General features: G+C 51.2%; 23 protein-coding genes and 1 other RNA gene. 8 read left to right on the top strand and 16 right to left on the bottom strand.

Annotated elements, in window-relative coordinates; genetic code table 11:
• Positions 1-79 precede the first annotated feature (79 nt).
• Positions 80-1,558: a C1 family peptidase gene (locus ACO5JD_RS00665; RefSeq protein WP_021626033.1), complete on the top strand. Its 1,479-nt coding sequence runs from the start codon at positions 80-82 to the stop codon at positions 1,556-1,558.
• Between the two features lie 147 nt (positions 1,559-1,705).
• Here the strand turns inward: ACO5JD_RS00665 and ACO5JD_RS00660 are convergent, their stop codons facing one another.
• The 3 genes from ACO5JD_RS00660 to ACO5JD_RS00650 form a co-directional block, all read right to left on the bottom strand.
• Positions 1,706-2,209: a GNAT family N-acetyltransferase gene (locus ACO5JD_RS00660; RefSeq protein ID WP_021626032.1), complete on the bottom strand. Its 504-nt coding sequence runs from the start codon at positions 2,207-2,209 to the stop codon at positions 1,706-1,708.
• A 77-nt stretch (positions 2,210-2,286) separates the two neighbouring features.
• A complete protein-coding gene (locus ACO5JD_RS00655) occupies positions 2,287-2,928 on the bottom strand; it encodes an IMPACT family protein (RefSeq protein WP_035438582.1) in 642 nt (213 codons plus the stop codon).
• Between the two features lie 9 nt (positions 2,929-2,937).
• A complete protein-coding gene (locus ACO5JD_RS00650; protein ID WP_035438489.1) occupies positions 2,938-3,471 on the bottom strand; it encodes a PTS sugar transporter subunit IIA in 534 nt (177 codons plus the stop codon).
• Between the two features lie 209 nt (positions 3,472-3,680).
• On the opposite strand from ACO5JD_RS00650, the gene rnpB reads away from it, so the two are divergent.
• Positions 3,681-4,049: RNase P RNA component class A (gene rnpB / locus ACO5JD_RS00645), an RNA gene on the top strand.
• Between the two features lie 609 nt (positions 4,050-4,658).
• Here the strand turns inward: rnpB and ACO5JD_RS00640 are convergent.
• The 10 genes from ACO5JD_RS00640 to murC all read right to left on the bottom strand — a co-directional run bounded on the left by ACO5JD_RS00640 (position 4,659) and on the right by murC (position 14,126).
• On the bottom strand, positions 4,659-5,381 hold the full coding sequence (locus ACO5JD_RS00640; RefSeq protein WP_484986979.1) for a DivIVA domain-containing protein: 723 nt from the start codon (positions 5,379-5,381) through the stop codon (positions 4,659-4,661).
• 159 nt (positions 5,382-5,540) lie between these two features.
• Positions 5,541-5,804, bottom strand: coding sequence for a YggT family protein (locus ACO5JD_RS00635; protein ID WP_021626027.1), 264 nt, complete (start codon positions 5,802-5,804; stop codon positions 5,541-5,543).
• Between the two features lie 9 nt (positions 5,805-5,813).
• Entirely contained in the window at positions 5,814-6,620 is an 807-nt protein-coding gene (gene proC / locus ACO5JD_RS00630; RefSeq protein WP_021626026.1) for a pyrroline-5-carboxylate reductase, read from the bottom strand.
• A 1-nt stretch (position 6,621) separates the two neighbouring features.
• Positions 6,622-7,305, bottom strand: coding sequence for a cell division protein SepF (locus ACO5JD_RS00625; RefSeq protein WP_021626025.1), 684 nt, complete (start codon positions 7,303-7,305; stop codon positions 6,622-6,624).
• A gap of 94 nt (positions 7,306-7,399) precedes the next feature.
• The gene (locus ACO5JD_RS00620; protein ID WP_021626024.1) at positions 7,400-8,152 is read right to left on the bottom strand and encodes a YggS family pyridoxal phosphate-dependent enzyme; all 753 of its coding nucleotides are present in this window, start codon (positions 8,150-8,152) and stop codon (positions 7,400-7,402) included.
• Positions 8,153-8,175: 23 nt separating this feature from the next.
• A complete protein-coding gene (locus tag ACO5JD_RS00615) occupies positions 8,176-8,982 on the bottom strand; it encodes a purine nucleoside phosphorylase YfiH/LACC1 family protein (RefSeq protein WP_021626023.1) in 807 nt (268 codons plus the stop codon).
• A gap of 1 nt (position 8,983) precedes the next feature.
• On the bottom strand, positions 8,984-10,117 hold the full coding sequence (ftsZ, locus tag ACO5JD_RS00610; protein ID WP_035438487.1) for a cell division protein FtsZ: 1,134 nt from the start codon (positions 10,115-10,117) through the stop codon (positions 8,984-8,986).
• A gap of 366 nt (positions 10,118-10,483) precedes the next feature.
• Positions 10,484-11,773: a cell division protein FtsQ/DivIB gene (locus ACO5JD_RS00605; protein ID WP_021626021.1), complete on the bottom strand. Its 1,290-nt coding sequence runs from the start codon at positions 11,771-11,773 to the stop codon at positions 10,484-10,486.
• Positions 11,774-11,784: 11 nt separating this feature from the next.
• The gene (murB, locus tag ACO5JD_RS00600) at positions 11,785-12,699 is read right to left on the bottom strand and encodes a UDP-N-acetylmuramate dehydrogenase (RefSeq protein ID WP_484986977.1); all 915 of its coding nucleotides are present in this window, start codon (positions 12,697-12,699) and stop codon (positions 11,785-11,787) included.
• Positions 12,696-14,126 (bottom strand): UDP-N-acetylmuramate--L-alanine ligase, encoded by a 1,431-nt coding sequence (murC, locus tag ACO5JD_RS00595; RefSeq protein WP_484986975.1) that lies wholly within the window; start codon positions 14,124-14,126, stop codon positions 12,696-12,698. The genes murB and murC overlap by 4 nt, the downstream gene beginning before the upstream one ends.
• 284 nt (positions 14,127-14,410) lie before the next feature.
• Between murC and ACO5JD_RS00590 the strand changes: the two genes are divergently transcribed.
• The 6 genes from ACO5JD_RS00590 to ACO5JD_RS00565 all read left to right on the top strand — a co-directional run bounded on the left by ACO5JD_RS00590 (position 14,411) and on the right by ACO5JD_RS00565 (position 21,381).
• Positions 14,411-15,034 carry a TetR/AcrR family transcriptional regulator gene (locus ACO5JD_RS00590; RefSeq protein WP_484986973.1) on the top strand — a complete coding sequence of 208 codons (624 nt, stop codon included), beginning with the start codon at positions 14,411-14,413 and terminating at the stop codon, positions 15,032-15,034.
• 61 nt (positions 15,035-15,095) lie between these two features.
• On the top strand, positions 15,096-16,826 hold the full coding sequence (locus ACO5JD_RS00585) for an ABC transporter ATP-binding protein (RefSeq protein WP_484986971.1): 1,731 nt from the start codon (positions 15,096-15,098) through the stop codon (positions 16,824-16,826).
• Positions 16,823-18,562, top strand: a complete 1,740-nt coding sequence (locus ACO5JD_RS00580) for an ABC transporter ATP-binding protein (RefSeq protein WP_484986969.1) — start codon at positions 16,823-16,825, stop codon at positions 18,560-18,562. Before ACO5JD_RS00585 ends, ACO5JD_RS00580 begins: the two co-directional genes overlap by 4 nt.
• 17 nt (positions 18,563-18,579) lie before the next feature.
• Positions 18,580-19,170 carry an MptD family putative ECF transporter S component gene (locus ACO5JD_RS00575; protein WP_021626015.1) on the top strand — a complete coding sequence of 197 codons (591 nt, stop codon included), beginning with the start codon at positions 18,580-18,582 and terminating at the stop codon, positions 19,168-19,170.
• Positions 19,170-19,892, top strand: a complete 723-nt coding sequence (locus ACO5JD_RS00570) for an energy-coupling factor transporter transmembrane component T (protein ID WP_021626014.1) — start codon at positions 19,170-19,172, stop codon at positions 19,890-19,892. The genes ACO5JD_RS00575 and ACO5JD_RS00570 overlap by 1 nt, the downstream gene beginning before the upstream one ends.
• A 1-nt stretch (position 19,893) precedes the next feature.
• Positions 19,894-21,381, top strand: coding sequence for an ABC transporter ATP-binding protein (locus ACO5JD_RS00565; RefSeq protein WP_021626013.1), 1,488 nt, complete (start codon positions 19,894-19,896; stop codon positions 21,379-21,381).
• A gap of 85 nt (positions 21,382-21,466) precedes the next feature.
• Here ACO5JD_RS00565 and ACO5JD_RS00560 read toward each other — a convergent pair whose 3' ends face one another.
• The 3 genes from ACO5JD_RS00560 to murD are packed head-to-tail and all read right to left on the bottom strand — an operon-like array spanning position 21,467 to position 25,554.
• Positions 21,467-22,591: a UDP-N-acetylglucosamine--N-acetylmuramyl-(pentapeptide) pyrophosphoryl-undecaprenol N-acetylglucosamine transferase gene (locus tag ACO5JD_RS00560; RefSeq protein ID WP_484986967.1), complete on the bottom strand. Its 1,125-nt coding sequence runs from the start codon at positions 22,589-22,591 to the stop codon at positions 21,467-21,469.
• Complete coding sequence (locus ACO5JD_RS00555; protein WP_021626011.1) at positions 22,581-24,140, bottom strand: FtsW/RodA/SpoVE family cell cycle protein; 1,560 nt, start codon at positions 24,138-24,140, stop codon at positions 22,581-22,583. Before ACO5JD_RS00555 ends, ACO5JD_RS00560 begins: the two co-directional genes overlap by 11 nt.
• The gene (gene murD, locus ACO5JD_RS00550; protein ID WP_484986965.1) at positions 24,133-25,554 is read right to left on the bottom strand and encodes a UDP-N-acetylmuramoyl-L-alanine--D-glutamate ligase; all 1,422 of its coding nucleotides are present in this window, start codon (positions 25,552-25,554) and stop codon (positions 24,133-24,135) included. The genes ACO5JD_RS00555 and murD overlap by 8 nt, the downstream gene beginning before the upstream one ends.
• Between the last annotated feature and the right edge of the window lie 19 nt (positions 25,555-25,573).

The following is a 25,573-nucleotide window of genomic DNA, read 5'->3' as shown; positions in this document are numbered from 1 at the left end:
CTTGAGGCGCTGCTTGTCAAAAAGGATAAGCAGTGCCTCCGCTTTTACATGAAATATTTATCTCAAGGAGGAGTTCAAAATGACTCAATCCGCAATCGACCCCAGCTGGTCTGACGAGCGTCGCGAGGAGTTTTTGGCCAATCGCGGCAACCGCGTCGCTCGCAATGCTGTTACTTCTGACAACATTATGAAAGCCGCGCGTAATGCCTCTACCCTACGCACCTATCACGACACATTCTCGGTTAGTCGCCCAAAAACAGGCGAGGTTACCAACCAACGCCACTCTGGTCGCTGCTGGATGTTTTCCTCATTTAACGTGCTGCGTGCCGCCACGATGAAGCTCCTAGATGTTGATACGTTTGAGTTTTCGCAAGCATTTGGCATGTTCTACGACAAGCTAGAGAAGTCCAACAGCATGCTTGAAAATGTCATTTCTCTGATAGATAAGCCCATTGATGACCGCGCGCTCTGCTTTGTACTTGAGGAGGGCGTGGGTGATGGTGGCTACTACCCCTACGCAATGAATCTCGTGAGCAAGTGGGGCATTGTTCCCAAGGATGCAATGCCCGAGTCTGCCTGCTCTAAGGATTCCACCCAAATGAATACTCAGCTCGAGCGCCTGCTGCATCGCGATGCGAGCATTCTGCGTGCGATGCATGCCGAGGGTGCTGACGAGGCAACATTACGCACCGAAAAGGAGAAAATGCTTGAGGAAGTATGGCGCCTTCTTGCGGTGTGTCTGGGTGAGCCACCTGTGCGCTTTGACTTTGTTCAGTCTGTAGGAAAGAATGCCAAGGTAGACGAAACAAAGGTATACGAGCAGACCGGCGATGACCGCAAGGATGACTCAAAAGCTGCAGACGATGCTGATAGCAAAAATAAAGACGATGACAAGCCTCGCCGCGTTCTACGCGACCGTGGTATCACTCCGCGCGAGTTTGCCGAGCGCTATGTACCAGTAGACCCTCAGGACTATGTAGAACTTGTTTCAATTCCAGGCGAGACTCGTCCCTTTGGCACTGCTTGGCATATTCGCTACATGGATAGTGTCGAAGGTGCAAAGCAACTTCGCATGCTCAACGTCGATCAGCACACGCTTGAGCAGGCAGCCATTGCTTCACTTAAGGCAGGCGTGCCTTGCGAGATGGCTTGTGATGTCATGCAGGAATTCCCTCGTGGCATTGAGGACTTCCCTGGAATTTTGGCGCTAGATACCATGGATTACGACGCGCTCTTTGATGTGGATTTATCGATGGAGCGCGCTGACATGTACGACATGCGCGAGAGTTCTCTGACCCACGCTATGACCTTCCAGGGTGTTGAGCTAGATGAGCAGGGCGAACCCGTGGCTTGGCGTGTTGAAAATAGTTGGGGTAAGGATGCTTGTAAGGACGGATACTTGGTAGTTTCTGCTGATTGGTTCCGTTTGTATGGTGGTGAGGTATCTGTACGTCGAGAGTTTGTCGACGCCGAAACTCTGCGTCAGTGGGACGAAACACCTGCTACGGATGTAGATCCTTGGTCGGCTATCGCTGCTGCGGTTGCTCCAAAGGCCTAAAAGCTACAGCCCTAAAAGCAAACTATACAAGTCAGAAAACCCGCAGGTCAGAACATGTGGCCTGCGGGTTTTTTGCTTATCTCTATAGGATAAAAAATGCGCCTAATTGAGAGGCACTAATACAAGTCAACACCTCTTGATACTCACCTACAGTACTTTCTCCATCGCAACAACCGTCCCCCTGTCAATCTCTACCTCTTCTCCTGTCTCAATAAAACCGCATTTATACCAAAACGATTTGCTTTGCATATTATTCTTCATATATCCCAATCTTGCTTTAGAATATCCCATCTCTAAAAACTTATTCAGTGCATAAGCGATTATTCTGCTTCCAATACCTCGCCCTGAAAAGACTTTGTTCATCATGAAGAAGCCAATAAAAATCGTCTCTTTTTGCGGATAGCCGACAATAATATCCATTACTGCAACTAATGAAACGTGATCAAAATATCCAACATAGTATTTATCTTCATATCTCATATTGGGAGGAAGAACCCTCATATCATCAAGAATGCTATCAACTGAGGGGGCAGGAGGGGCAAATTCAAAATATAAGGGGTTTCCCTTTTCAAGCTCTAAAACTTTATAAACATCTTTATTATCTAACTGTCGTACCGTATATATATCGGACAGTGACTCAACTTCCAACATCTATGTCCCCGCCTACTTTAATTAACTAATTTTAGAAATTGAATCATATTGGCACTCTATCGTTCGGCATCTGAAGGCTAAAACTCGGCAAAGCGAGACTCGCCAACACTACAAAGCTCATCCCCTGCTGCAAGCTCACGCATTGCTTCGATAAATGCTATCTCATCTCCCGCACGAAATACGCAATTGAGCTGCACATCTTCCATAAAAATGCTGTCGCGAATTTTGCCACCATTATCTTGAACAAGACGTTCTACTCGTCCGTAAACCGCATAGGGAATAACACAGGTCACAGGGGTTACCAGTGTCATCTCGACAATCGCATCTTCCTCGCGCGCCCGCTGAACCACTTGATTAGTTGCCCCAGAATAAGCACGCATCAAACCGCCCGGCCCCAGCAACGTACCACCAAAATAGCGAGTTACCACACAGCACGCATCTACCAAACCTGCACCACGCAGTACCTCTAGCACTGGCATGCCACCCGTACCTCGCGGCTCTCCATCATCCGAACAACGCTCCCTACCATCGGATAATATCCACGCGGGTACATGGTGGCGCGCATCGTGATGACGTGCGCGGATCTGCTCAACAAACTCGTCAGCAGCACGTTCGTTGTCCACATGAACGAGCTGAGCAATAAAACGACTCCGCTTATCAATGAGTTCGGAATTGAGTTCTCGCCCAGAAGGCAAAGTCAAATATGATGACCGTGACATAGGCGACATTTATGCCTCGGCTCGAGTGATATGTATAATCGTCTGCCCAACCTCAACATCATGCGCTTCAATGGTATCTACCTGCGCAAAATCATAAGAATTGGTGACAACAGTAATAATGGTATCTGCAAAACCCGCTGCCTTAACTTTATTGCGATCAAAACGCATCAGTGCCTCACCTGCAATGACATGCTGCCCTTGAGAGACAAAAGACTCAAAGCCATCGCCTCGTAGGGTCACTGTATCCACACCAATATGAAGCAGAACCTCTACCCCATCATCGCTTTCAAGTCCGAGCGCATGTAAGGTGGGAGTTGTTGCAGTCACCGTACCTGTAACTGGTGCATACAGCACATCACCCACAGGTTCAATGCCATAAGACGCTCCCATAACTCCACTCGCAAAAACTGGATCGGGCAGGTCTGCCATCAATACACCCTTACCCGAACAAGGTGCCACAACAGTATTTGGAGCAAGCTGCAACGCAATCGTCTCGGGCTTTTCTGCCGCATTTGTCTTACGAAATTTATCCAAGAGGCTCATCTTCCCAGTCCCTTTCATACACAATCGCTGATCGGTGCACATCGGCACTTACTCATCATAACTTATAGAGGCCGGGACCAAAAATTTCAGAACTCAGGACACAACTGCTTTGTAACGTCTCTTAATCATCTCGCGCATTTGTATGCTCTAGCTGCAGGTGAATAATTGCACAGCAGTAACACCCTTGCGCGTGGTATCATCGCTCGTGCGAAGTGGGTCAGACAATCGCGGGGCAGCTTTCCGGCAACGGTAATGCTGTCATGAGGAAAGTCCGGGCTCCACAGGGCAGGAAGCTGGCTAACAGCCAGGCGGGGTGACCCGACGGAAAGCGCCGCAGAAAAGAAGACTCCCGCTGCTCGCCTCGGCGAGTGAGAGAAAAGCTGAAACGGTGGTGTAAGAGACCACCAGCACTCGGGCAACTGGGTGGCTTGGCAAGCCCCTTCCGGAGCAAGCGCATATAGGAGCGCCATGGTGTTGCCCGCACCGCGCTCGGGTAGCGTGCTAGAGAACGCCAGTAATGGCGTTCGTAGATAAATGATTGTCCACGACAGAACCCGGCTCATCGGCCCACTTCGCATTTCTTCTTGTCACACGCTCTCATCTCGCCCGAGGTTCCTAATTCTTATGCCAGTTTGTGGCACCACACATCGACTCTAAAAGCTTGTGGCACCACACATCGACTCTAAAAGGATTCACGATTCCTCACCCAACTCCAAAGCCACGTAACTTCGTTCTGCTTCATACCGAATGCCAAAAGCCACGTTCTACTTCACTTTTTTAGCCAAAAGCCACGCATCTCTTCATGTCCAAAAAATTTACCTGCGCAAACGTCGATGGCAATGAAGAGATATGTGGCTTTTGACATTTTTTCTGAAACAGAACGTGGCGTTTGGCACGTAGGGCTGCTCCAACTGAAAGAATCCGTAGCGTTTGGCAAGCGGAGCCGTGCAATCTGAAGCAGAACGTGGCTTTTGGCAAGCAGGGCCGTGCTGCTTGAAAGAAGGTGTGGCGTTTGGCAAGCAAAACAATGATGATTGGAGAAGCAGAGCTACAAAAATGAAACGACCCCGTAGAAACGGGGTCGGAACGTTGACATTACTGCTGGTAGCCACAACAGCACAGACAACACAACTGCTTCAGCGCGACAACAATATCAATGCTGCCACACCGCTACGTCAAAACCAAAACTAGTCGAGGTCGTTGAAATCATCAGCAGAGGTCACAGGGGTAGCGGCACCAATGCTGCTGGTAAGTACAGTTGCACCAGCATCCTGAGGAGCGGCGGCAGGAGTCGCGACGGGCGCAACCACAGGCGCAGCTACAGGTGCGGCAACGCTACCGTTGGGGTTGGGCAGCGCACGTGCAGGAAAGACAGAGTCAGCGTCATCCATGAAGTGCTGCAAAAGCTTCTTGTACTCGCCACGGAAGTCCTCACGGGACTGCTTGAGACGATCAATCTCATCAAGCTCGGCCTGCTTCTCAGCAAGTGCCTGACGAATAACCTCACGAGCCTTTTGATCGGCCTCATTGCGAATGGACTCAGCGTTTTCACGAGCATCAGCAACCAGTTTATCTGCGCTCTGCTGAGCCACAATCAAGACCTTGGAAATCTGACTCTCGGAAGCAGCAAGTGCATTGAGTGCAGGGGCGGGAGCCGGAGCTGCAGCCGCATTGGCAGCGGCGACATTAGCATTCTCAAGCTGAATCTGCAGCTCGGAAACCTGTGCCTGGGATGCACCAAGCTGGGACTCAGCGTTGGTCAGGCGAGACTTGAGGTCTGCAATCTTTTGCAGCATAGCGTCAAGCTCAGCAGAAAGTGTATCGAGGAAAGCGTCAACCTCCTCGGTGTCATAACCATTCTTAGACGGAGAGAAGGTAAGTTGTTCGATGTCGGCTGGTGTGATTGCCATCTCTATCCCTTTCATCTATACATGCCTTACAAGGCAAACTATCAGCAATTTTACTCGAATGCACATTGCCATGTACACTTGGGCATGCTCGGATTGAATACCGCACAAAGCAAGCAAAGCCCACGTCTGCCCACAAGCACAAAACTCATGCTCATAAGCTTATATGAGTATACCCACAAGACCGCGTTTGACGACCTCGAGAATAACCATCGCAATAACGGGAGAAAAATCCAAGCCTCCCACAACTGGCATAAAACGCCTAAAGATATCCACATATGGGCGGACAATCCTATCGAGCGCCCCTGCCACGTCACCGATAATGCCATCACCCGACAGAGGAATCCAGCTTAAAATAACCCACACAACGATGAGCAGTTCATAAAAATCAAGCACTCTCATCAAAAAAGAAATAAATGCAAACATTCGCGCTCCTTATCCAGCCAACTCTCGCGTGCGCGCAAGAGCTGCATCGACAGCAGTATACGCGCCTTCAACCAATGCTGGCTCCAGAGCCCGCAAACCCTCAGCAGTTGTACCACCGGGAGATGTCACTTTTTCCATGTATGCACGGGGATGCTCTTCCCCTTCTCTCAACTGACGAGCAACACCTTCCATTGTAGAAATCAACATTTCTCGACATGACGTCGCAGGAAGTCCCGCGCGCACGCCTGCACGCGTAAACGCGTCAATCACCAAAGCAAAGAAAGCAGGACTACAACCTACGACGGCACCCTCGACATTAAGCTGTACTTCGCTCATCTGTGCACAGGCGCCCAACGTCTCAAAAATAGCTGAGACGCGCGCAACGTCAGTTGAGGTCGCAGAAGTACCCACACAGAGTGCAGAGGCACCTGAACGCACCTGAATGGGCAAATTGGGCATCACGCGTAGTACCCGCGCACCAGGTAGCGCTGCTTCTAGCACGGCAAGAGGAACACCCGCCGCAATAGAAACAAGCAAGCGCCCTGCCACACTATCGGCAATCTCGGCCATAACGGCGGGTAACACTTGTGGCTTAACCGCAAGAATAACCACATCGGTATCAGCCGCCATAAGATCTGCAGCATCAGCATACACAGGGCAGCCAAGCTGAGCAAAAACTGCACGCTTTGCTTCACCAGGGTTGCAGACAAAAACGCGCTCAGCGGGTAGTGCTCCCGCTTCCAGCAGGCCACGCACAATAGCTGCGCCCATAGAGCCAGCGCCTATAACCCCAAGTGAAAAATCGAGCTGAGACATGCTACTTCACCAAGTCGCCGTCGTTGACAAGTTTCTCGATATCAGAATCAGAGAGCTCAATACCAGCAGGCAGGACAACAAAAACGCGGTCGCCCAATTCCTGAACGGCACCGCCCAAACCACAGGCCAACCCAAAGCAGAAGTCCAAGATACGCTTGGCGGCCTCAATATTGGTATTACGGAAAACCAGCACAACGGGCTGGTTGGTACGGACACGACGAACAACCATCTGAACATCGTCATACGCTGCAGGCTTGAGTACATAGGGAGGAAGTACGCTAGAGCTCGGACGAGCAATAGTCCTGCCGCCCAAATCGCCAGGAGTCACATTGCTGCTGGCACTACTATCATCCATGCCATAGTCACGGCTCGTAGGAGCTGCATAACTGTCCTCATCGTAGGGACGATGGGAGCGAGGCGTCACACTACGCTCTTCGCTGCGATAGTCACCATAGCCTGGCGCGGTCTGAGCGGGGGCACCTCCTGCAACAGGACGACCAGAGCGAGTATAAACCGAGACGCTCTCGGGCTCAGGACGACGAGAGTTGCCAAGCAAACCTACGTGCTCGGAGGTATTCTCTTCGGGCTCATCGTCGTAGTAACCATCATCGTAATCCTGATCATCGTAATATTCGTCACCGCGGTTCTGCTGGAATTTATCCCTCAAGTTGTCTAGAAAACCCATCGCCTACTCCTTCTTCCACGCGGCAAGCCGCAAATTTCACTCATTCACTCATATAGCACGTCTCAAACAAGACGGTCGTACCCACTCTGCCCCACTATTCCAAATGAAAGTCAGGGCTAAACACCACACGACCCAATCTCAACAGGGTCGCCCCTTCTTCCACGGCAATCTCAAAATCACCGCTCATACCACAAGAAAGTATCTCTAAAGGCAACCCTGTCACCTTATGCAGGTGATCACGAAGTTCACGTAGACCCGAGAAAGTCTGCCGCGCCTCGTCTCTATTTCCTGCCGGTGCCATGGTCATCAAGCCTTCAAGCGAAAGCGCAGGTAGAGCTGCGATTTCATTGGCGCACATCAGCGCCTCAACCACTGTCATTCCCGACTTGGATTGCTCACCAGATACGTTAACTTCAAGCAAAATAGCAACCTGCTTGTCCCGAGCTTGTGCACGCTTAGAAATCGCACGAGCCAGCTCAAGAGACGACACTGAATGCACAAGCTCAACATCACAATCCAGCACCTGATTGATTTTGTTTTTTTGCAGGTTGCCAATCATATGAAAGCGCTGACGCGGCAGGCCAGGCACATCTGCCAGCAGTCCCAATTTGCGCCTGAGCTCTTGTGGACGGTTTTCACCAAAGCATTCATAGCCCGCCATATATGCTGAGACAAGCTGAGGCACATCAACCGTTTTTGAGACAGCAATGGAAGAAATCTCGGCCACATCTCTATTAACACGTCGAGCAGCAGCCTCGATACGCTCTACGATTTCAGCACGACGCGCAATGAGGAAGGTTTCGTAATCCTCAGACGCACGGTAACTCTGATCGATAAGCGGATTCATTACACTTCCCTCCTCTACAAAAGCTATTCTGCAGCCATAAAAGCTAGTGCACCATGGCGGCCACAGTGACCGTGCTCGGCGCGATACGAAAAGAAGCGACCTGTCGTACTCGCTGTTGATTCCTCAACACTAACAATGCGCTCAGGAATAACTCCCCCATCAAGCAAAGCCGCACGCACGGCAAAGCCCAAATCCAAATGGCGCACGTCAGCCGCCGCTGCCTCACCAAACTCACCTATAAAACGCTTAGCCAAATCAGCGGACACCTCATAGTCCATCCGTCCAATATGCGGACCCACGTACGCATTGATTTCGCGGGGACACACTCCCGTCTTTGCGCAGAGCACAGATACCGCTTTTTGGGAGATACGCGCAATACTTCCTCGCCAACCTGAATGCACTACTGCAAAGCCACCTGAACACACGAGAATGACAGGCACACAGTCAGCAAAGCAAAGCAAAACGGGCACATTGGGTACGGTACAGATGACGCCATCAGCACCGGCTCGCGCCTCGGCAAAAGCTGCAGACCACGCTTCGTTATCCTTCTCACTCAAAACAACTAAATGATCACCATGTACCTGATGAGGATTGATGAGTTTATTTGCATAGTCTTCACAGCCCAATGCCTCAAGAGCAAGCCTGCGATTGGCGTTCACTACCTCTGGCTCGTCGCCACAGGCATCCCCCAAGTTAAGAGAAGCAAAGGGAGACAGTGAACGGCCACCTGTGCGTTCCGTAAATGCAAGCGTGACCCCGCCAGGACGAGCAAAATCGCCAAGCAGGGTCACACCATACGACTCGTGACGGGAAAGAGTCGGCGCTTGCATACTAGATGCGGCTGTTCCTGAGGAAATCGGGAATGTCAAAAGCTTTGTCATTGCCCGACTGCTGAGGAGTGGAGTTGCGGGTGGTGTTCTGAGTACTGCGAGAGCTAGAAGTGGCAGGACGGCTTGAGCGAGAAGACCTACGGTCAACATTCATCTCAGGCAGCTTCTCCTGGACATTGCCACCATCAAAACCAGTAGCGATAACGGTCACACGAACCTGATCGCCAAGGCTCTCGTCAACAACGGTACCAAAGATGATGTTGGCCTCAGGGTCAACATTTTTAGCGACAACGTCTGCAGCATCATTAATCTCTTGGATACCCAAGTCCTTGTTGCCAGCAATGGAAAGCAGGACGCGAGTAGCGCCATCAATAGAGCTCTCAAGCAGACGGCTGGAAATGGCCTCTTCGGCAGCGTCGACTGCACGATTGTCACCGGAAGCAGTACCGATACCCATCATTGCGGTGCCAGCGCCCTTCATGATGGTGGTGACATCTGCAAAGTCGAGGTTAATCAAACCGGGAACAGTAATGAGGTCGGTAATACCCTGGGTACCTTGGCAGAGGACATCATCTGCCATGTGGAACGCCTCAAGCATCGTGGTCTTCTTCTCAGAAAGATCGAGAAGGCGATCGTTGGGGATAACAATGAGGGTATCGACATTCTCAGAAAGCTGCTCGATGCCGTCAACGGCATTAGCAGAACGCTTACGACCCTCAAAGGTAAAGGGACGAGTTACAACGCCAACGGTCAAAGCGCCCAGATCATTTTTTGCAATATCGGCAACAACGGGAGCGGCTCCCGTGCCTGTGCCGCCACCCTCGCCGGCTGTAATAAAGACCATATCGGAGCCAGCAAGTGCAGCCTTGATCTCATCATGAGAATCCTCAGCAGCCTCAGCACCAACCTCAGGGCGAGCACCAGCACCCAGACCCTTGGTTAAATCGGATCCAATGTGGACCTTGATGTCAGCATCGGAAATGGCAAGCTGCTGTGCGTCCGTGTTGATGGCCACGAACTCGACACCACGAATTCCCTCTTCGATCATGCGGTTGACAGCGTTCGTGCCGCCGCCGCCGACGCCAACCACCTTGATGACTGCAAGGTAATTGTTGAGGTTATCGTCGTTCGTCATGGTAGGACCTCCTGTTGCTTGTTGTGCGACTCTTTGGTGCGTCTGTGCCTGTATTGCATGTGTGTTGCGTTTACGTACATTCCTGTTTTTTGCCATGTAGTACTTCTTTCTGCCGCGCCTCCGTGCATCGCCGCTTGCGCGGCAGAACGCACTTTAGAAAAGCTCGAGAAACCCTAAACCTCAAGTTGACCTCGATGTTTGTTCTAAAGCGCGTTATATTTGCACATGCACGGAGTCACGTCAAGTAAAATTTTTGAATTGTGGAAATTGCAGGAAAAAGCGGCTTATTTAACCATCTGTCCAGTCTTAACGTGGACTCTTAAATCCTTTAGCTGCAAATGTGCCAAAAGTCTCAAGGTAGATACTTTAAGCTTCAGGACTTGACTCATCTGTGGAACTTGAATCTGCTTGAGAGTTGTCATTGTCGCCTTCAGGGCTCTGGCCACTCTCATCAGACACATCACTACTACCCTCATCAGAGCTCGCATCATCCTGAGTCTTTGACCCACTGGAATTTGCTGCAATGACAGAGTCATCAGCACTGGCGCCTTCACCTAAGGCTCCAGTTCCCTCTTGGACATTATCCGAGTCAACCATGCGATATGACGGATTACTTGCTACGCGGACATTGATATAGGTAATCTTGCCCGCATGCTTTTTGAGCAAAGCCAAGATAACTGATTCCTTGGCAGTAATATCTGTTGCCTTACCCAAAGAAACAGTAACGCCTGACTTGAGCGTACAACTCACGCTCGCTGCAGACGGTGCAGAATAGCTCAAGATCTGCTTTGAAAGCTCTTCGGTAAAGCCTTCCTCAAATTTGATAGCAGCTTGCAGACTCTCGGCTGTGGCCTTAGAGCCAGCACGCGGATTGAGCTTTGCAGGTGAATCTGCAATAAGCAGAGCTCCCATACTCTGAGCCTTTTTGAGTACAGCGGCCTTGAAACTTTCACCGCTCTCAGCTTTGACCGAGATGGGTTCTAACCACACACCACCGTCGCCCAAACACCACACAACCTCGCTGCCATTCATAATGACCAAGGCTCTTACCTTATGCTCGGTCACTGTAATCTTTAGGGTCGAAGGAAAGACGCGCGACAGATGTACCTCAGCAACCCAAGGATTACGCTTGATGTTTTCCTCAATTTTGTCAGCGTCAAGATTGAGCAGCGTTGCTCCCTCTTCTACTTGAGCAAGGCGCACGATACTGCTATCAGAGACATGCTCACTAGAGGTCGCAACCACATTGTTAATAGTAAAGACGGCTGTATGTGAGAGGATGGTAAGCGCAATAACAGCGATAACAGCGAGCGTGGCCACTACAATAACCGCAATGGCTACACCCTTGAGGGTTGGTGTATGCCGCGTACCCTCATCAGGCTGTGTTGCTGACTGACGCTGCTTGCGGCGTACGGCAGGAGATGGGGCGGCAAAGATTTGCTTCTTTTTAGGAGCCGCCGCAACTGCCGTCGAAGGGGTTTGTAGGCGCCCTGTTTGAGCAGAACGCTTGCCCACTTTAGGTAGGCGTGAACCTGTACTGCTAGCAGGTACCGAAAGCTTAGGTGCACTCTTCTTGCGACCCACAGTCACAGAAGCTTTGCTTCGCGGGGTAGGCTTGCGAGGAGTTGGCTTTTTGGGTGTGTTGTCTTGAGCCATGCGTGACTCCCCTATACCTCAAAACCGAGGAGCTTAACCTCGGAACGTAAATCAACGGAACTATACGCCAAGACTTCACTATGTACACGATTCATCAAAGCAAGTACATCAGCAGTGCACGCTCCACCGCGATTGACCACATAATTTGCTTGGCTGGGATGCAGCTGTGCGCCACCTTCACGAGCTCCGCGCAAACCACAGCGCCGCACCAATTCATGTACCGAAGCAGCGTGTGGTTCTACAAAAAGCGCCCCACAACTCTGAGCACCTAAAGGTAAAATTCTGCGCTCAGCAAGATGAGTTTCCATCTCCTGAGCAATCGTCTCTGCCTTAGCTGGCTGCAAAGAAAAACTAACTTCAAGGATAATCTCATCTGCTGGCAAAGAGCACCAACGACGGCCCCAATCAATCTCTACGGCTTGGCGACGAACAAGCCCCCCACCAGGCTTAAAGCTCACTACATCATGCACGATACTATTAAGCCAGCAACGCTCAGTACCTACATTCATTGAGAGTGTCCCGCCTACGCTACCAGGAATACCTGCGAGAAACTCCATACCAGAAAGTCCTGCTGTAAGGGCAGCCGAACAGGTTTTACCCAGACGCGTGGCGGCGCCCGCAGTCACAATGCCAGTTGAACCATCTACACTAAGCTCGTCAAACTCACCTGTCAGGACAATAACGCAACCACGATAGCCCTCATCAGAAGCAAGTATTGATGACCCACGACCTAAAATAACCCAAGGCAGTTTCTGAGTGCCTAGCACTTCTATCGTACGTGAAAGTGCCGCATAGTCACGTGGGGCAACATAAAGCGCTGCCGCACCACCAATGCGCAGAGAAGTCAAGCGAGACAAAGGCACGTCTCGCTTGACCTCACCATTTATCTTCCCCAGAAGGGCTATATAGGCATTAAATACGCTCACTCGCCCTCGGTTGTCCCTTCCATATCACGCTCTCGCAGAGCATCAAGCAAAGCTGGCCCCACCTGAGTGATATCGCCTGCACCCTGAGTAATCACCAAATCACCCGGACGACATAGTTGGACAAGCTGGGAAATAAGCTTACGGCGACTAGGCTGATATTCTACCTGTTGAACATGCCCATTGCCCTTGACCGAATTGGCAACCGTCTTGCCCGAAACACCAGGAATTGGCATTTCACCAGCAGAGAAAACGTCAGTAACTACGAGCACATCAGCATTATCAAAAGCAGTGCCAAATTCACTAGCCAGCGCCTGAGTCCTGCTGTAGCGATGCGGCTGAAAAACGCAGACAACACGTTCAAAGTCAAGTTTGGAAGCAGCCGTAAGAGTAGCCTCAATCTCAGTGGGGTGATGTCCATAATCATCAACCACAGTGATACCTGCTGCATCGCCTACATGAGTAAAACGACGGTGAGCACCTCTGAACTCGGCTACAGATGCAGCTGCCTTTTCAAGATCAAGATTCAAAACACCTGCTACAGCCAGTGCCGCTGTCGCATTTGCCATGTTATGTTTACCTGGATTGGCATGCAGACCAGAGTGCAATGTCACACCACTAGGGCAGACCACATCAAAGTAACTCTGCAAACCTCGCTGAGCCTCACTGGGCACACAACGATAGTCAACATTTTCGCCAAAACCATAGGTCACAACCTTACGACCTGTAGACTTGGCGAGCTCAACATAGTGGGGATTGTCACCAAAGATGATAATGGCGCCTTCTTTGCCTACCAAGTCCATGAACTGACAAAAGGTCTTCTCGATATTCTCGAGCGTACCGTAGTGATCGAGGTGGTCAGCCTCAATATTGGTTACAACAACCACATTGGGATTGAGAAAGAGGAAAGAGCCGTCAGACTCGTCTGCTTCGCAAACAAAGTAGCCGCCAGAACCATTGCGACCATTGGTGCCATATTCCTCAACGATGCCACCAATGAGGAAGGAAGGGTCACAACCTAGATGATCAAGAGCCGTAGCCACCAGAGAGCTTGTGGTGGTCTTTCCATGGGTGCCAGCAACGGCAATCGTCTTTGCACCCTCTCCTAACGCAGAAAGCATCTGAGCGCGACGCCAGACGGTAATACCCAGCTCGCGCGCGCGAGCAAGCTCGGGATTGGTCTCGGGGATTGCGGTAGAAATAACAACCACATCGGGCTTGAGCTCGTCAATAGTTGCTGCTTGATGACCAATGCGAACATCAATACCTGCATGCTCTAGGTCACGCACGTAACGCGAATTCTTGAGATCCGAACCTGTAACCTTGCAACCCCGCTGAAAAAGAACAAGCGCAATACCACTCATGCCTGCGCCGCCGATACCAATAAAATGCGCGCTCGAGAACTTAGGTGTCTGGGTAGTTTGAGTCATGTAAGCCTCTTCTCTTGCAAATACATTCTTGAATACTTTAGCGGATAGAAAGATATTCGGGCAGCTGCAGCAAGCAGTTGCCATGAAAAGACCCTCTTATCTTGCCTCGTCACCTACTCAGCAGCGCGTCATGACTTCATTTCGAAAGAGACTGTATATCGTCCAACGCCCAAACAGTCCCAACGTAATGCCGCAAGAAAATCATGGTTGACATGTAAGTTAGCAAGCATTAACTTACTGTGATAACAATGTTATCACCCTTGAAATCTGCACATAGGAGCAGTATGGCAACCTTCGATAAAGCAATTGATCCAATGATTAAGGAGAGTGCAAAAGAAGAATTTCTAGAAAAGGGTTTCCTTAACGCATCTCTGCGTAGAATTTGCGCGAAGGCTGGCGTCACAACGGGAGCGTTGTACAAGCGTTACGGTGGAAAAGAAGACCTTTTCCAAGCACTGGTGCAGCCTACCGTGGACGATATCGACGCGGTCATTGCATCCAAGAGCATCAATTACTCCACAATGACAGATGATCAGCTCTACGACATGTGGACGCTAACCGAAGGCTATATGGACTGGTGGTTCGAATTCATGATCGCCCGAAAAGATGGCTTCACACTGCTCGTCAAGTGCTCGGAGGGAACGCGCTATCAGGACTTCCAACACGAACTTGTCGAAAAAGTATGCGCGGAAACCTACAAGTGTTATCAAGCAGCAGCAGATCGCAGCCTTGTCAGAGTCGGCATCACTCCGCGGGAACTTCACGTGCTGACAACCGCATTCTGGAGCACGATGTTCGAACCTTTCATACATGATTTCACCGACGAGGAAATCCGGCTCCACTGTCAGCTGACCATCCAATTCATCGATTGGCATCGCGCCCTTGGCTTTTCGGAGCCGAAGGCCTGATGAAGAAGGGTTTATTTTTTATCTATCGAGTTAGATAAATCTAACTAAGAGAGGTGATTCAGTGTTTGAAAAAGTCCGACCATACATGGAAGGATACATGGGCTACACATACAAGGCAGTGGCGTGCGTCTGCATCGCCATCGTGTTGGGCGTCGTCCCATACTTCTTCCTGTATCAAATCCTTGTTCCACTAATCGCAGGACAATCGCTGGAAATGGGATACGTGCTGCTAATAGTGACGTGTACAGCGGTGTGTCTGGCGGGCAACGCGGTACTGTATGTGAAAGGCCTTGAATATTCCCATATCTGTGCCTATAACACGTTGAAGAATATCCGCACCATCCTGCAGCAAAAGCTGGAGATGCAGCCGCTTGGCACCATTCGTGAACTAGGCAACGGACGCATCAAAAAGATGTTCACCGATGACATCGAAACCATCGAGATCTTGCTTGCGCACGCCATTCCCGAAGGCATCGGAAACTTGCTCGTACCAGTTATTGTGATTTTAGCCATGTTCTTCGTGGACTGGAAACTTGCCCTGCTATGCATCGCCTCCCTGCCGTTGGGCCTGCTGGCCATGGGCATGATGTACAAGGCGGGCATGAGTCGCATGGACGCCTACTACGGCTCAGCAGCAAAGATGAACAACACCATCATCGAGTACATCAACGGCATGGAGGTCGTAAAGATCTTCAACCGCGACGGCGAAAGCTATAAGCGCTTTAAGACCGACATCACGAGCTACCGCGACTTCACGCTGGCGTGGTACAAGGTCTGCTGGCCCTGGATGGCGCTCTATTCCAGCATCATCCCTTGTGTGGCACTGTTCACGATTCCCGTCGGTGCTTGGTTTGTGTTACAGGGCTGGAGCACGCTGGCCAACCTCATCCTAGTTGTGTGCATGTCGTTTGCAGTGGGGTCACCACTGCTGAAGGCCATGAGCTTCGGCGGTAAGTTCCCGCAACTCAACTACAAGATCGACGAGCTGGAGAAGCTCATTGAGCATCCTGCGCTCAAGCAATCCGAGCGCAGCTTTGAGGGCGCAAACCACGATATCCGTTTCGAGAACGTGCACTTCACCTACAAGGATACCGAGGTCATCCATGGCATCAACCTGGAACTGAATGAAGGCACCATGACGGCACTTGTAGGCGAGAGCGGCAGCGGGAAATCCACCCTGGCAAAGCTGCTGGTACACTTCTACGACCTTGACAGCGGGCGCATCACACTGGGCGAGCAGGACCTAACCGACATGCGCATCGAGGCACTGAACGATCAGATCTCCTACGTTTCTCAGGAGCAGTTCCTGTTCAACACCAGTCTGTACGAGAACATCCTCATTGGCCGACCTGAGGCCAGCCGTGAGGAGGTGTTAGAAGCTGCCCACCGTGCACAATGCGATGAGTTCCTTGCGCGTCTTTCCCAAGGAATCGACACGCCCGCAGGCGATGGTGGAAAGATGTTATCCGGCGGCGAGCGACAGCGCATCTCTCTCGCGCGGGCATTACTGAAGGATTCTCCGGTCATCGTGCTGGACGAGGCAACTGCATTCATCGACCCGGAAAACGAGGAGAAGATGAACGCCGCCATCTCCGAGATTATAAAGGGCAAGACTGTGTTGGTCATCGCCCACCGGTTGCACACCATTACAGGGGCGAACAAGATAGTTGTGCTAAAAGACGGCACCATAGATGCGCAAGGCACGCACGAAGAGCTGCTGGACGCTTCGGAGGAATACCGACGCCTGTGGGCGGCTGCGCAGGAGAGCGCCGCATGGGAGGTAAGGGCATGATCGCATTCATCAGCAGAATCCTGAAGGTTGCGCAGGACTTGCGCAGGAGGATCTACGGGGCCGCCGTGTGCTCTTTCTTGAAGGCACTTCTGGGCAAAGCGCCCATCGTGGTTATGTTCTTCCTGATCATGGGCTTTTTAAATAACACCGTCACGAACATGAGCTGCCTCTGGGCGGGCATCGCGATCGTAACCTGCATCGCATTGCAGTGCATGTTCCAAAACATCGCCGATCGGCTCCAGTCCGCAGCCGGCTTCGAGATTTTTGCAAACATGCGCCTAAAGCTAGGTGAACACCTACGGAAGATGCCTATGGGCTTCTTCACGGAGGGCAACATCGGACGTATAAGCTCCGTTCTTTCCACTGATATGAACTTTATCGAAGAGAACCTGATGATGGTACTGGCCGACTTGATGAGTTACATCTTTTCCGCTGTCATTTTCATCCTGTTCCTGTTCGTCTTCGATTGGCGGCTAGGGTTGCTTGGCCTGCTCATCACCAGCATCGTGTTTTGCATCGGTGAGGCTATGAAGAAGAATACGCTGATACACTCCAACGAGCGCCAAGAAACAAGTCAGCAGCTCACCGAGGCTGTCATCGACTTCACTGAGGGCATGGGCATCATCAAGACCTACAACATGCTGGGTGAGAAGTCTAAGGAGTTAACGGAAAGCTTCCAAGCATCATGCGACAAGAACTTGAGCTTCGAATTCGATTTCAAACCGTGGGCGAAGGCGCTCAACCTTACCTGCGGGATTGGCAGCGCCACAATGCTCGGCGCCATGTGGCTGCTATACCAAAGAGAATCTCTATCGCTTGCTTTCTTCATCGGTATGCTGCTGTTTGTGTTCGAGCTGTTCAGGCCGCTCAAAGCCTTTTACGGGCAGGTAGCTCGGCTCACCGTGATGGACGCCTGCTTAGATCGCATTGAGGCAATATTTGCTGAACCAGAGCTTTCGGACAGCGGCAACAAGGCAATCCCAGCCAACGGCTCACCAGAAATCGAGTTTGAGGACGTCAGCTTTGCCTACGACAACAAAGATGTCCTTCACAAAATCAGTTTTGTAGCGCAACGTAACACCATGACGGCACTCGTCGGACCCTCTGGCGGCGGAAAATCAACCATCGCCAGCCTTCTCGCTCGCTTCTGGGATGTGCGAGAAGGCAGTATACGACTTCGCGGTAAGAACATCCGCGAGGTACCGCTTGCCCAGGTAATGGACAATATCAGCATGGTATTCCAGCGGGTCTACTTGTTCCAAGACACGATATATAACAACATCGCCATGGGTCGCACGGACGCCTCAAAAGAAGAAGTGTACACGGCTGCAAAGAAGGCCCGATGCTACGACTTTATCATGGCACTGCCACAAGGCTTCAACACAATGGTCGGCGAGGGCGGCATGTCACTTTCCGGCGGTGAGCAGCAGCGCATCTCCATTGCGCGTTGCATTCTCAAGGACGCCCCCATCGTCGTCTTGGACGAGGCCACAGCCAGCGTAGACGCGGATAACGAGAGGTACATCCAGGATGCAATATCTGAGCTCGTGAATAACAAGACCGTGCTGGTCATCGCTCACCGCCTACACACAATCGCTGGTGCTGACCAGATTCTGGTGGTGAACGACGGACAAATCGTCGAGCGCGGGGGCCACGAGACGCTCATAACGCAAGGCGGCATCTACGCGGACATGGTCCAAAAAAGAGCTTCCATGCGTAGTTTCATGGACAAATAAGCAAAAGGAGGAAAAACATGGAAGAAAACAACAAACTTGCCGTAAAGGACCTCATCAATATTGGCGTGTTCACCTCACTCTACTTCATGGTGTTTTTCGTCGTCAGCTTCATCGGGTATATCCCAATCCTGTTGGTTCTTCTTCCTGCCATCTGCCCCATCGTTGCGGGAATCCCGTATATGCTCTTCCTCACAAGGGCGAAGAAATTTGGCATGGTAACCATCATGGCACTTATCCTAGGCCTGCTGGAGCTGGTGATGGGACGACCTTGGCCGGTACTCTTCATCGCAATTGCTGCTGGATTGTGCGCCGACCTGATCCTTAAGGCTGGCCAATACAAGAGTGTGAAATCCTGTGTACTCTCTTCTGGCATTCTTTCCTTGTGGATGATAGGCATGGCGCTACCCTTGTTCTTCAGCTATCGCGACAACTACCTTGCCGGCCTTGTCAGTAGCTACGGTCAAGCCTACGTAGACACCCTTGCCAGCCTCACACCAGATTGGGCGTTGTTCGTATTGATCGCGCTGTGCTTTGTGGGCGGCATTATCGGCGGTCTTATGGGCTCAGCAGTACTGAAGAAGCACTTCAGGAAGGCGGGCATGGCCTGATGCAGGCTGAGTTAAGTACATTCCAAATCACTGGCGAGCGTTCGCTTCTGGATCCCAGGGTTGGACTGCTCGCCATTCTGACCGTAAGTTCCGTGATGATTGATGGCAGCATCGTCGGTATCGACTTCTGGCTGCGTCTAGTCTGTTGCATCCTGCCGCTGCTCGGGCTCTTGGCACTCCAACGTTGGCAGTTCGCTGCAGTTTACACAGCGCTCTATGTCTTCGCATTATTAATGGAGGGTGCAGCCTTCCGACTAACCAGCGGTGCACTCAACATGATTGTCATGATATTAGGTGGGCTTATCTCACGATTCCTTGCACCCATCGTGATGGGGTACTGTGTGATGCAGAGCACCACTGTTGCCGAGTTCATCGCCGCTATGGAACGTATGCGCATACCGTCTACAGTGACGATTCCCTTATCAGTGATGTTCCGTTTCTTTCCAACAATCGCCGAAGAGAATAGCGCCATCACCGATGCTATGCGGATGCGGCAGGTTACCGGTATGCATTCAGGTTTCGTGAAGCGCATAGAGTACGAACTAGTCCCCGTCATGATGAGTACCGTGCGTATCGCCGACGAGCTCTCGCAGGCAGCATTGACTAAGGGGCTCGGCGGCAGCGTGAGACGCACACACATCTGCGAGGTCGGCTTCCGCGCACGCGACTATATCCTGCTGACACTGCTCATAGCAGTACTAGTTCTGTTTGTGGTGACTTGACATGATCGAGTTCAAAGACGTCTATTATGCCTATCGTGTAACGGACTCGGACGGAAGCGTTCGGATGCGTTCGGCCCTGAAAGACGTGAGCCTGTCCATCCAAACTGGTGAGTTCGTTGTCCTCACTGGCAACTCGGGCTGTGGGAAAACAACTGCCTGTCGACTAGTCAACGGGCTCATTCCCCATTACTTCGAGGGAAATCTGAAAGGCGAGGTTCTGCTGGCGGGCAAAAACGTTACCGCACAGCCCCTCTACGAGACGGCCAAACGCGTGGGCAGCGTCTTCCAAAACCCTCGCAACCAGTTCTTCAATGTAGATACCACGAGTGAATTGGCCTTCGCCGCAGAAAACCAGGGACGAGACCCAAAGCAAATTAAACATAACATTGCTAATACAGCCGAGCTACTCGACCTAAAACCGCTGTTGAGACGGAATATGTTCGCACTGTCTGGCGGCGAGAAGCAGAAGATTGCCTGCGGTAGCGTAGCTGTAGCAGGCAGCGACGTAATTGTACTGGACGAGCCGTCGTCCAACTTGGATATGGAGAGCATCAAGGCACTGCGAAAGACGCTCGCCCTATGGAAGGAGCAGGGCAAGACGGTCATCATTGCAGAGCACCGACTCTTCTTTTTGAAAGGACTTGCCGATCGTGTGCTAGTCTTCCGCGATGGAGAGATTATCCAGTCGCTGGACGCGGATGTATTCGCCGCGATGACCACTAGGGAATGTGCGGGGATGGGTCTTCGGACGACAGATCTAGGCTCTGTTTCCTTCCCCACCCGAAGCACGAGTAGAGCCCCCATGATAAGGCTCGAGGATGTCTGTTTCCATTACTCAGGCACGCTCGGTATAGATATTCCGGACTTAGCATTCCCCCAAAGCCACATCACAGCCATAGTTGGACGGAACGGTGCCGGCAAGAGCACGCTGGCACGAACGCTTTGCGGGTTGAACAGACGAGCAAAAGGCACAGTGTTCCTAGACGGAAAAGAAATTCCCATTGGCAAGATGCTGTCTTTCTGCTACATGGTCATGCAAGACGTGAACCACCAGCTATTCACTGACAGTGTGCTGGAAGAAGTGTTAATCAGTGTGCCAGGGGCAATCCCAAAAGATCTGCGCGAGAAAAAGGCACACAAGGCGCTTCAACTCATGGATATGGAAGACCTTTCGGAGCAACATCCAATGGCACTCTCAGGTGGCCAGAAACAGCGCGTGGCCATTGCCAGCGCACTAGCCGCAGATGAGGAGATACTAATTTTCGACGAGCCTACAAGTGGATTCGACTACCGCCACATGCGCCAGACCGCTCAAGTACTGAAGATGCTTTGCAATCTTGGGAAGACAACTCTCATCATTACCCATGACCTGGAACTCATCGCATTGTGCGCTGACTATGTTGTGCAGATGGATGGAGGATACGCCACTGAAAGCTATTTCATAAACAACGAGACTGCCTCGCGAATAGCCTCGTTTTTTCTGAACTAGCTTGGAACATGGGGTTCGGAGTATACCTCAAGGTCAGAAGTGCATCTGACCTGTGTCAATCTATGCATCCGTGTGTCCAACGACCTTAACGACGAGCGGTGGCTTCCACTTGATCTGCCAAAGCTGCAACAGCAGTTGCCCCACCAAGACCTTGAGCAGCGGTGCGCATCTGAGCGCGAGCATCGGCATCCGCGAGCAATCCTAACAGGCCATCGGCAAAGCTTTGCTCATCAATAGCCTCATCGATGTACATGAGAGCGGCCCCTACATCTACCAGCAAATGAGCATTGGTCTCCTGATGATTTTCTGTTGCAAAAGGATAAGGAACTAATACCGAGGGCACTGCAAGCGCTGCAATTTCTGCAATGGACGAAGCGCCTGCGCGAGATACGACAAGGTCAGCAGCTGCTAGTGCTCCTCCCATATCCTCTATGTACGGCAACAGTTGCCAGCGAGCCTTCTCCTCTGCAGTCAAATCCAAAGCAGCAAGCGTCTCGTCATAGTCCTTGGCACCTGTCGAGTGAATGATATAGAGATTATCCTGTGCTAGTAACTGTGTTTTGAGCTCAGCAATACGATGATTGAGGTGACGAGCGCCCAGGCTACCGCCAAAGACTAAAAGTAGTGTGGCATCCTCAGGTATGCCAAAAGTGGCACGGCCTGCACGTCTACTCGCCTGCACTACAGCGCGACGCACGGGATTTCCCGTAAGCACCACTTGGGTCTGCTCGCCTGTTTTGCCCGCAAAGGCACCACGCGCTGCAGGGAAAGACAAGCAGAGGCAAGACGCATGCTTGGCACAGAGTTTATTGGCAAGCCCTGGTACAGAATTTTGCTCATGAAGTACATAAGGCACGCCATGTGATGTGCACCAACGCAGCAAGGGCATCTCAACGTAGGCACCAAAGCCAATAGCAACATCGGGCATGCTTTTGTCAGCCACAATCTTGCCTACCGTACCCTCGGCCTTATGCATATGCCAAACTGCACTCAAGGCAGTCCAAGGACGACTGCGATCAAAACCCGTTACACAAATTGGTGCAAAATCAAAACCCGCTGCCGGCACTAGTTGAGCCTCAAGACGAGTTGACTGGCCAAAGAAAAGCACTTCATGACCGCGAGAAGCAAGTTCATCGGCAAGCGCCAGCGCAGGATTGATGTGGCCTGCAGTACCGCCCGCAGCAATAGCAATCTTGAGCTTATCTTCCACGTCGATCACTCCTTCTTTGACGAGCCGAATTATTGCGTTTGGGACGCAGGCGCTCCGCTGCATCCGGTCCCAGGTCTATTCTTCTGCGACCATATGCATCTTCGCTAATGCGACCACGATTTTGCAAATCTGTGTGATTGGCACGTGGCTGAGCAACAGGATTACCACTCCCACCCTCGTATACTTGAAAACGTGGACGAGCAGAGCTGGATGTAAGCGGCGTACTCTGCGTTAGAGGCGTACCTAACGGACGAACAGAACGTGGCACTGCTTCTCCAACCATACCGCTATCCTCATAACTCCGAGGCGCGCGACCGCGAGACGCAAGTGAGAAATCTTCACGACGACGATCAGACTCAGTCTCTTCCAGGCGTGAATGCAGAGCGACTGATGTCACCACGCCTACTGTCATCAATGTTGAAATAATCGAAGATCCGCCATAAGACAGGAACGGTACGGGCTTACCCGTCATGGGCATAATTGCCAAAACGCCACAGATATTAACGAAGAGCTGAATTACCATCATCGATACACTACCTGCAGCAATAAGCCTACCGGCAAGGTCAGGCGCATTGCGAGATATGCGCATACCTGCCCAAAAGATCACTGCAAAACCTGCAACTACACCCAAAGTGCCTACAAGACCACATTCTTCGCCTACCACAGCAAAAATAAAGTCGTTGTGGGCAAAGGGAAGATACGAGTATTTTTGCCTACTTGCTCCAATGCCGACGCCAAAAATACCGCCAGCCGCAAAGGCGTAAAAACCTTGGATAATCTGATACCCCGTAACAAGAGGATCAGACCAAGGGTTCAAGACCGTAAGAATACGCTGACGCGAATAAGCATCTTTCATTGAATAGGCAAAGAAAAATACGACGCCAACACCCGCAAGCATAACAAGGGGCTTGCCTGGTACGCCACTGAGATAGACCATAACCAGCAGTGTTGCCGCACAGATCATCGTCGTACCCTTATCAGGTTGAATAAGGATGAGCAACAAGGGCAGACCAATACCAACCACAGAAAGCCAAACAAATTTTTTAAAGGGAATAGAGTCATCCTCAAAGTATGCGTGCGCAAGATTGGCACCCGTCAGCACAATGACAATTTTTGCAAACTCGGACGGTTGAAATCTAAAACCAGCAATGGAAATCCAACGAGTAGCGCCATAAGAATCAGAGCCAGATGAGGTGAATTTAACAATAAGCAGCAACACTAAGGTAATGACCCAAAACACTGGCAGCAACTTAACGCCCCAAATGTGGTAATCAACCTTTGCAAGAAAGACCAAAATCACAAGTCCAATAGCGGCATACTTAAGCTGGCGCGAAACAAAAAAAGTAGTATCGTTGTTAAAGTTTTTACTCGTGAGCGCCATAATGGACGAGGCAGAATAAATCATCACCAAGCCAAAAAGAAAAAGCGCAAAGGATGCCACCAAAAACAGGGTCAAAGGTCGTACAAAACGCTCGGGGCATCCACTGATAGCCCGCTCGATTCTTCCTCTTTGACGCGAAGATGCGTCACGTCTACCGCTTCTATTCATGCTGCAAACCTCCTGCAGCAATGAGGCGGACTACAAGGTCCTTAAAGACACGCCCACGCTCTTCAAAACCAGAAAATTCATCAAAACTAGAGCAGGCGGGAGATAGCAAGATGGTCTGACCATCATGGGCAAGCTCCCAAGCGGTATCCACAGCATCAGCAAGATGTGCCACAGTCCGCAGATGCAGCGTCGAGTCTTTACTTACATGTGCACGGATAGTCTTTGCAAAACGCGGTCCTGCTTCGCCAAAACAAACAACGCCAGCACAGGTTTTGACTACAAGTTTGCTCAGTTCATCAAGATTAGTGCCCTTGTCATGGCCACCAAGTAGCAACACCAACGAGCCTGGTTTGAAAGCTGCCAACGCTTTTTCTGTGGCATCAACATTGGTAGCCTTGGAATCATTCACAAAGTGAACGCCCTTAAGCTCACCACAGGGTTCAATACGGTGCTCAAGCGGATGGAAGCTTTTTAAGCAACGATTAACAGCTTCAGCATCAATGCCCAACTCAAGTGCTGCAGCCGCAGCAGCAAGTGCATCAGCAAGATTATGCTCACCTTTTATCTGCAATTCGTCGGCACGCACCAAAAGGTACTCAGTACCGTCTAGGCGAACTACTAACTGCCCCGCTCGCACAAAAGCAGCACAAGAACTACCTGCATCACGTGCAGGATTAAGCAGACAAACCCGCAGATTGCGAGCCTGTAGACGCTCTGCAATAGCACAGCACCACGCATCGGTATCAGAGATGATAGCGAGGTCATCTGCCTCAAGATTGGCAAAGATGCGCTCTTTGGCAGCGGCGTAGTTTTCAATCGACTTATGCCAAGCGATATGATCAGGCGTTACATTCAGCAGCATCGCAACACGAGGATGCAAAGTCTTGCTACAGGCCAATTGAAAACTCGAAAGCTCTGCCACAAACCATTCATCGTCAGCTCGCCCTGCAAGTGCTTTGGTCGCAAGAAAGCCAATATTGCCTACCGACGTTGCCCTAAGCTGACCTTCGTGCAAAATCGCAGTCGTCAAGCTAGTTGTGGTGGTCTTGCCATTAGTACCTGTGATAGCAATCCAATTGCGTGGCGATTCACACCAGGCAAACTCGGGCTCAGAAATAATCTCCTTGCTGCAGTTTTTGGCTGCCACAAAAAAAGGTGAAAATTCAGAAATACCAGGAGAAGCAATGCAGAGATCATAGTTGCCCTCCACTGCTTCGCAGCCCAGCACGCAGTGAACACCTTGCGCCGTTAAAGCCTCACTTGCATCACCTTTAGCAGAACTTGCCCCACCATAAAGTGTGACAGACAAGACGCGACCGCCCAACAAAGCCGCACAATAACGCGCGACATACTCGCCAGTCATCCCCATTCCGAGGACGAGCACATGACCCAGAACAGTTTGGCTTTCTGTCATCTTGCAAGACTCCCCCAGC

Source organism: Olegusella sp. (assembly GCF_057238325.1).
Note: the sequence above shows the minus strand (reverse complement) of the source record. Positions and strands in the feature narration are given on the sequence as shown.

What these genes read in the sequence shown, in the direction of transcription:
- ACO5JD_RS00665 (WP_021626033.1), top strand. Translation starts at nt 80, where the DNA reads ATGACTCAATCCGCAATCGACCCCAGCTGGTCTGACGAGCGTCGCGAG.
- ACO5JD_RS00660 (WP_021626032.1), bottom strand. Translation starts at nt 2,209, where the DNA reads ATGTTGGAAGTTGAGTCACTGTCCGATATATATACGGTACGACAGTTA.
- ACO5JD_RS00655 (WP_035438582.1), bottom strand. Translation starts at nt 2,928, where the DNA reads ATGTCACGGTCATCATATTTGACTTTGCCTTCTGGGCGAGAACTCAAT.
- ACO5JD_RS00650 (WP_035438489.1), bottom strand. Translation starts at nt 3,471, where the DNA reads ATGAGCCTCTTGGATAAATTTCGTAAGACAAATGCGGCAGAAAAGCCC.
- ACO5JD_RS00640 (WP_484986979.1), bottom strand. Translation starts at nt 5,381, where the DNA reads ATGGCAATCACACCAGCCGACATCGAACAACTTACCTTCTCTCCGTCT.
- ACO5JD_RS00635 (WP_021626027.1), bottom strand. Translation starts at nt 5,804, where the DNA reads ATGTTTGCATTTATTTCTTTTTTGATGAGAGTGCTTGATTTTTATGAA.
- proC (WP_021626026.1), bottom strand. Translation starts at nt 6,620, where the DNA reads ATGTCTCAGCTCGATTTTTCACTTGGGGTTATAGGCGCTGGCTCTATG.
- ACO5JD_RS00625 (WP_021626025.1), bottom strand. Translation starts at nt 7,305, where the DNA reads ATGGGTTTTCTAGACAACTTGAGGGATAAATTCCAGCAGAACCGCGGT.
- ACO5JD_RS00620 (WP_021626024.1), bottom strand. Translation starts at nt 8,152, where the DNA reads ATGAATCCGCTTATCGATCAGAGTTACCGTGCGTCTGAGGATTACGAA.
- ACO5JD_RS00615 (WP_021626023.1), bottom strand. Translation starts at nt 8,982, where the DNA reads ATGCAAGCGCCGACTCTTTCCCGTCACGAGTCGTATGGTGTGACCCTG.
- ftsZ (WP_035438487.1), bottom strand. Translation starts at nt 10,117, where the DNA reads ATGACGAACGACGATAACCTCAACAATTACCTTGCAGTCATCAAGGTG.
- ACO5JD_RS00605 (WP_021626021.1), bottom strand. Translation starts at nt 11,773, where the DNA reads ATGGCTCAAGACAACACACCCAAAAAGCCAACTCCTCGCAAGCCTACC.
- murC (WP_484986975.1), bottom strand. Translation starts at nt 14,126, where the DNA reads ATGACTCAAACTACCCAGACACCTAAGTTCTCGAGCGCGCATTTTATT.
- ACO5JD_RS00590 (WP_484986973.1), top strand. Translation starts at nt 14,411, where the DNA reads ATGGCAACCTTCGATAAAGCAATTGATCCAATGATTAAGGAGAGTGCA.
- ACO5JD_RS00580 (WP_484986969.1), top strand. Translation starts at nt 16,823, where the DNA reads ATGATCGCATTCATCAGCAGAATCCTGAAGGTTGCGCAGGACTTGCGC.
- ACO5JD_RS00575 (WP_021626015.1), top strand. Translation starts at nt 18,580, where the DNA reads ATGGAAGAAAACAACAAACTTGCCGTAAAGGACCTCATCAATATTGGC.
- ACO5JD_RS00570 (WP_021626014.1), top strand. Translation starts at nt 19,170, where the DNA reads ATGCAGGCTGAGTTAAGTACATTCCAAATCACTGGCGAGCGTTCGCTT.
- ACO5JD_RS00565 (WP_021626013.1), top strand. Translation starts at nt 19,894, where the DNA reads ATGATCGAGTTCAAAGACGTCTATTATGCCTATCGTGTAACGGACTCG.
- ACO5JD_RS00555 (WP_021626011.1), bottom strand. Translation starts at nt 24,140, where the DNA reads ATGAATAGAAGCGGTAGACGTGACGCATCTTCGCGTCAAAGAGGAAGA.
- murD (WP_484986965.1), bottom strand. Translation starts at nt 25,554, where the DNA reads ATGACAGAAAGCCAAACTGTTCTGGGTCATGTGCTCGTCCTCGGAATG.